Origin of the sequence: uncultured Desulfovibrio sp. (assembly GCF_944327235.1) — a bacterium.
In the GTDB taxonomy this organism is placed as follows: domain Bacteria; phylum Desulfobacterota; class Desulfovibrionia; order Desulfovibrionales; family Desulfovibrionaceae; genus Desulfovibrio.
In genome coordinates, this window is sequence record NZ_CALVHE010000153.1 from 1 (window position 1) to 3,484 (window position 3,484).

Here is a 3,484-nt window from a genome sequence, read left to right on the forward strand (position 1 = left end):
ACGGCAAGCGTACTTGTTTTTCATTGTCATAACTTGCTTTTATCCTCTTTATGGACTCTCTGCTAGTCATGACCCTATCTTTTTTCACGGCTACAGCGTTTTGCCTTTGAAAAAGGTAAACTACGAGGCGGCAGCACAGCGCCGCCCGGTTCAAGATGAGTGGAAAGATCTCGTTTTTTCCCTGAAACGACAGTCCACATGGGGGCGACGCGAAGCGTTCCACACGGAAAACGTGCACGAAAAAGCCCGCCTGGATATTTTCCAGGCGGGCTTTTTCGTGCACATCCGCGATGTGTGCCCAACTGCTCTACTTCGTGCCGTATCGTTCAAGCAGCCTGACGGCATCCGCATTGTTGAGACGACGAGCCATATCAAGGGCAGTGGTCCCATCATTCCTCTTTACAAGCGGATCAGCCTTGTTGTCCAATAACTTCTTGACTGCCTGGATGGGACCATGCTCTACGGCCATCATCAGGGCTGTGAGGCCATCCTTATCCTGCGCATTGATGTCGACCCCGTTGTCCAGCAGTATTTGGATAGCCTGGTTGGGGGTGGGCTCGTGGTCGTTCAGCAGCGTGAGGATGTTTGGACCGCGAAGCGCGGTCAACGCCACCATCAGGGCTGTCCTGCCATTATTATCCCGTACATGAATGTCGGCCTTGTTGTTCAGCAGCGTTTGGACGGCTTGGCTTTGGCCCCCGATTGCCGCCAGCATCAGGGCTGTCATGCCGTCTTTTTCCCGCGCATTGATGTCGGCCCCGTTGCCCAGCAACGTTTGGATGGCTTGGCTGTGACCACAGTATGCCGCCGACAGCAGAGCTGTCATGCCGTTATTAGCCCGTACATTGATGTCGGCCTTGTTGTCCAGCAGGGTCTGGATGGCTTGGCTGTGGCCTCGTTGTGCCGCCAGCATCAGAGCTGTCAGGCCGCTCTCGGTTCGCGCGTTGATGTCGGCCTTGTTGTCCAGCAGGGTCTGGATGGCCTGACTGCGTCCCTTCTCTGCCGCGAACATCAGGGCTGTCATGCCATTTTTAGCCCGCGCATTGATGTCGGCCCCGTTGCCCAGCAACGTTTGAATGGCTTGGCTGTCGCCATCTCTTGCCGCCGCCATCAGGGCCGTCACGCCTCTCTTGGCATCGCGCTCACTGATATTCGCACAATTTCCCTTGAGCGGTGCACAGAGGATAAAAAACGCAACGAGCAAAAAAACGATACGGGATCCCCTCATAAGACAACCTCCCTTGAACGAAAGATGGGTTAATATGGTCCTATACACAGGCCGAAACGTAGCGGCATGAGAAAGGCTTTCTCCATGCCGACCACTCTTCAGCCTGTAGAGTACTCCTGCGCTTTAGCATATGCCGTTCGGCAGCGGCAAGAGGGCCCCGGAACAAGCACGGCTAATGGTCGCGCCGGGGCGGCGCAAGCAGGCCGTGGCACGCACCACGGCATCAGCCGCACATCCCTGTCAAAAGGCCAGTGTCTTCTTGACAACATGGCGATTGTGGTACAAAATAGCGAAATGGATGCCATATTCTGCTTGTGTGCAAGCAAGACTGGGCAGCGTTTTCTGTCAAAAGGACAGGAGCGGACGCATTCAGCACTGCATGAGGCACTTTTCCCTTTTTGGAAAAAGTGCCTTTCTATTTGGCGGGGATGTTATGCAACTTACTGAAATCATTGCGACCATAGAAAAAGTTGCCGCGCCGTCCACTCAGGCGGCCTGGGATTGCTCCGGGATGCAGGTAGCCGCTCGCCGTGCGGAGGTGGAGCAGCTTGCCGTCTGTCTCGACCCCACGCCCGCGTCCGTGGCGACGGCGCTTGACAAGGGCGCGCACTTTTTGTTGAGCCATCATCCGCTGCTGCTCAAGCCGCGCCTGCCGCGCCGCCTGGATGCCTACCATGAGGTGCTGCGGCTCCTGCTGGGCGCGGATGTGCCTCTGTACGCCTGTCATACTTCGCTGGATGTCAACAGCTCCGGCCCGGCCGCCTGGGTCGCGGACGAGCTTGGATTGACCGCTCGGGCGGTCATCGAGCCGACCGCTCCGGCTCCGGAAGGGACTACTCTGCCGTTAGGCTTTGGGCTGGCCGGAGATCTGCCCGCGCCGCAGTCGCCTTCCGCCATCCTGCAACGACTTGGCTGCTGGTTGGATCTTTCCACAACGACGCTGTGCGGGCCGCTGCCGGAAAAGGTGCGGCGTATCGGCTATTGTACGGGATCCGGTTCTTCCCTGCTGGAAGATGCGGCGCGTTGCGGCGTGGAATTTTTCATCACCGGCGATGTGAAGTACCATACGGCGCTGGAAGCGGAGATCTGCATGGCGGACGTGGGACATCACAGCCTTGAAGAAGAGATGATGCGCCGTATGTGTGCGCTGCTGCAGCATCTGCTGCCGGGCGTCAATGTCTTTTTTGTGCCTTCGCTTTCACCGTTACGGCCCTGGACGGCCTGACGGCGTGACACGGGTACGCTTTCTGGGAGGAAAATATGAGTACCGCCGTTTACCTTGATCAGATCCGGCAGCTTGTGGAGCTGCAGAAAATAGATGACGCCATTTTTGCCGTCCGGCAGGAGCTGGAGCGTGCGCCGCGTGAACTGGAAGATCTGCAGCAGCGTTTTGATGCCAGCAATGCCCAGCGTGAGCGCGTGCTGGAAAAGCTGAACCATCTTCAGGATCAGCAGAAACGACTCGATTTTGAGATCGAGGACGATTCCGCCCGCATCAAGAAGAGCAAGAACAAGCTCATGCAGGTGGAGAACCAGCGTGAGCATCATGCCATGATGCGCGAGATGGACAGCATCGAGAAGGTCATCCGTTCCCGCGAAGAGGAAAAGATAGCTCTCATGGAGGAGCTCCAGCTCCAGAATGAGAAACTGGCGCAGATCGACCTGACCCATACGGGCCTGCAGGCCGAGCTTGAAGTGCGGCGCGACAGCCTGGAAGAAAAGCTTACCGCCTGCCGTACCCGTCTGGCTGAACTGGAGCACAAGCGGGAAGCCGCCAGCAGCGCCATCCCGCATCCTGTGTTCGTGCGCTACGAATTTATCCGCAAGCGGCTCGAGCATCCCGTCATCGTGGCGGTCAAGGAAGGCATCTGCACCGGCTGCCATATCGCCGTGCCGCCGCAGTCCTACATCGAACTGCAGCGTGGTCAGCAGATCCTGAGCTGCCCCAATTGCCAGCGTCTCATTTTCTGGAATGAGCATTTTGATTTCCCGGTGACGCCGGGCATCCCCGAAACGCCCAAGACGCTGGTGGACTAGCGCGTTTTGCCGCTGAAAATGGCAAAACGCGAGGCGGCGGCACAGCGCCGCCCGGCCCAAAGTGAGCGGAAAAACCGCGCTTTTTCCGCGAAACGACAGGCCGTATGGTTGGAAACGCGAAGCGTTTCAAACTGAAAAGGCTCTAGATGTTGTGTTCCGATAGGTTGTTCACCCTTTCCTCATTCGGTAAGTTGGAAGTTAGCAGACAAACCAACAAGC

General features: G+C 57.3%; 3 protein-coding genes. 2 read left to right on the top strand and 1 reads right to left on the bottom strand.

Annotation, left to right across the window (positions count from 1 at the left end):
- Window positions 1-307: 307 nt before the first annotated feature.
- On the bottom strand, window positions 308-1,228 hold the full coding sequence (locus Q0K00_RS11755; protein ID WP_297229757.1) for an ankyrin repeat domain-containing protein: 921 nt from the start codon (window positions 1,226-1,228) through the stop codon (window positions 308-310).
- A 433-nt stretch (window positions 1,229-1,661) separates the two neighbouring features.
- Between Q0K00_RS11755 and Q0K00_RS11760 the strand changes: the two genes are divergently transcribed.
- Together Q0K00_RS11760 and Q0K00_RS11765 are read left to right on the top strand one after the other, a co-directional pair.
- Window positions 1,662-2,453: a Nif3-like dinuclear metal center hexameric protein gene (locus Q0K00_RS11760; RefSeq protein ID WP_297229759.1), complete on the top strand. Its 792-nt coding sequence runs from the start codon at window positions 1,662-1,664 to the stop codon at window positions 2,451-2,453.
- A 35-nt stretch (window positions 2,454-2,488) separates the two neighbouring features.
- Complete coding sequence (locus Q0K00_RS11765) at window positions 2,489-3,265, top strand: C4-type zinc ribbon domain-containing protein (protein ID WP_297229761.1); 777 nt, start codon at window positions 2,489-2,491, stop codon at window positions 3,263-3,265.
- Window positions 3,266-3,484 lie beyond the last annotated feature (219 nt).

What these genes read in the sequence shown, in the direction of transcription:
- Q0K00_RS11755 (WP_297229757.1), bottom strand. Translation starts at nt 1,228, where the DNA reads ATGAGGGGATCCCGTATCGTTTTTTTGCTCGTTGCGTTTTTTATCCTC.
- Q0K00_RS11760 (WP_297229759.1), top strand. Translation starts at nt 1,662, where the DNA reads ATGCAACTTACTGAAATCATTGCGACCATAGAAAAAGTTGCCGCGCCG.
- Q0K00_RS11765 (WP_297229761.1), top strand. Translation starts at nt 2,489, where the DNA reads ATGAGTACCGCCGTTTACCTTGATCAGATCCGGCAGCTTGTGGAGCTG.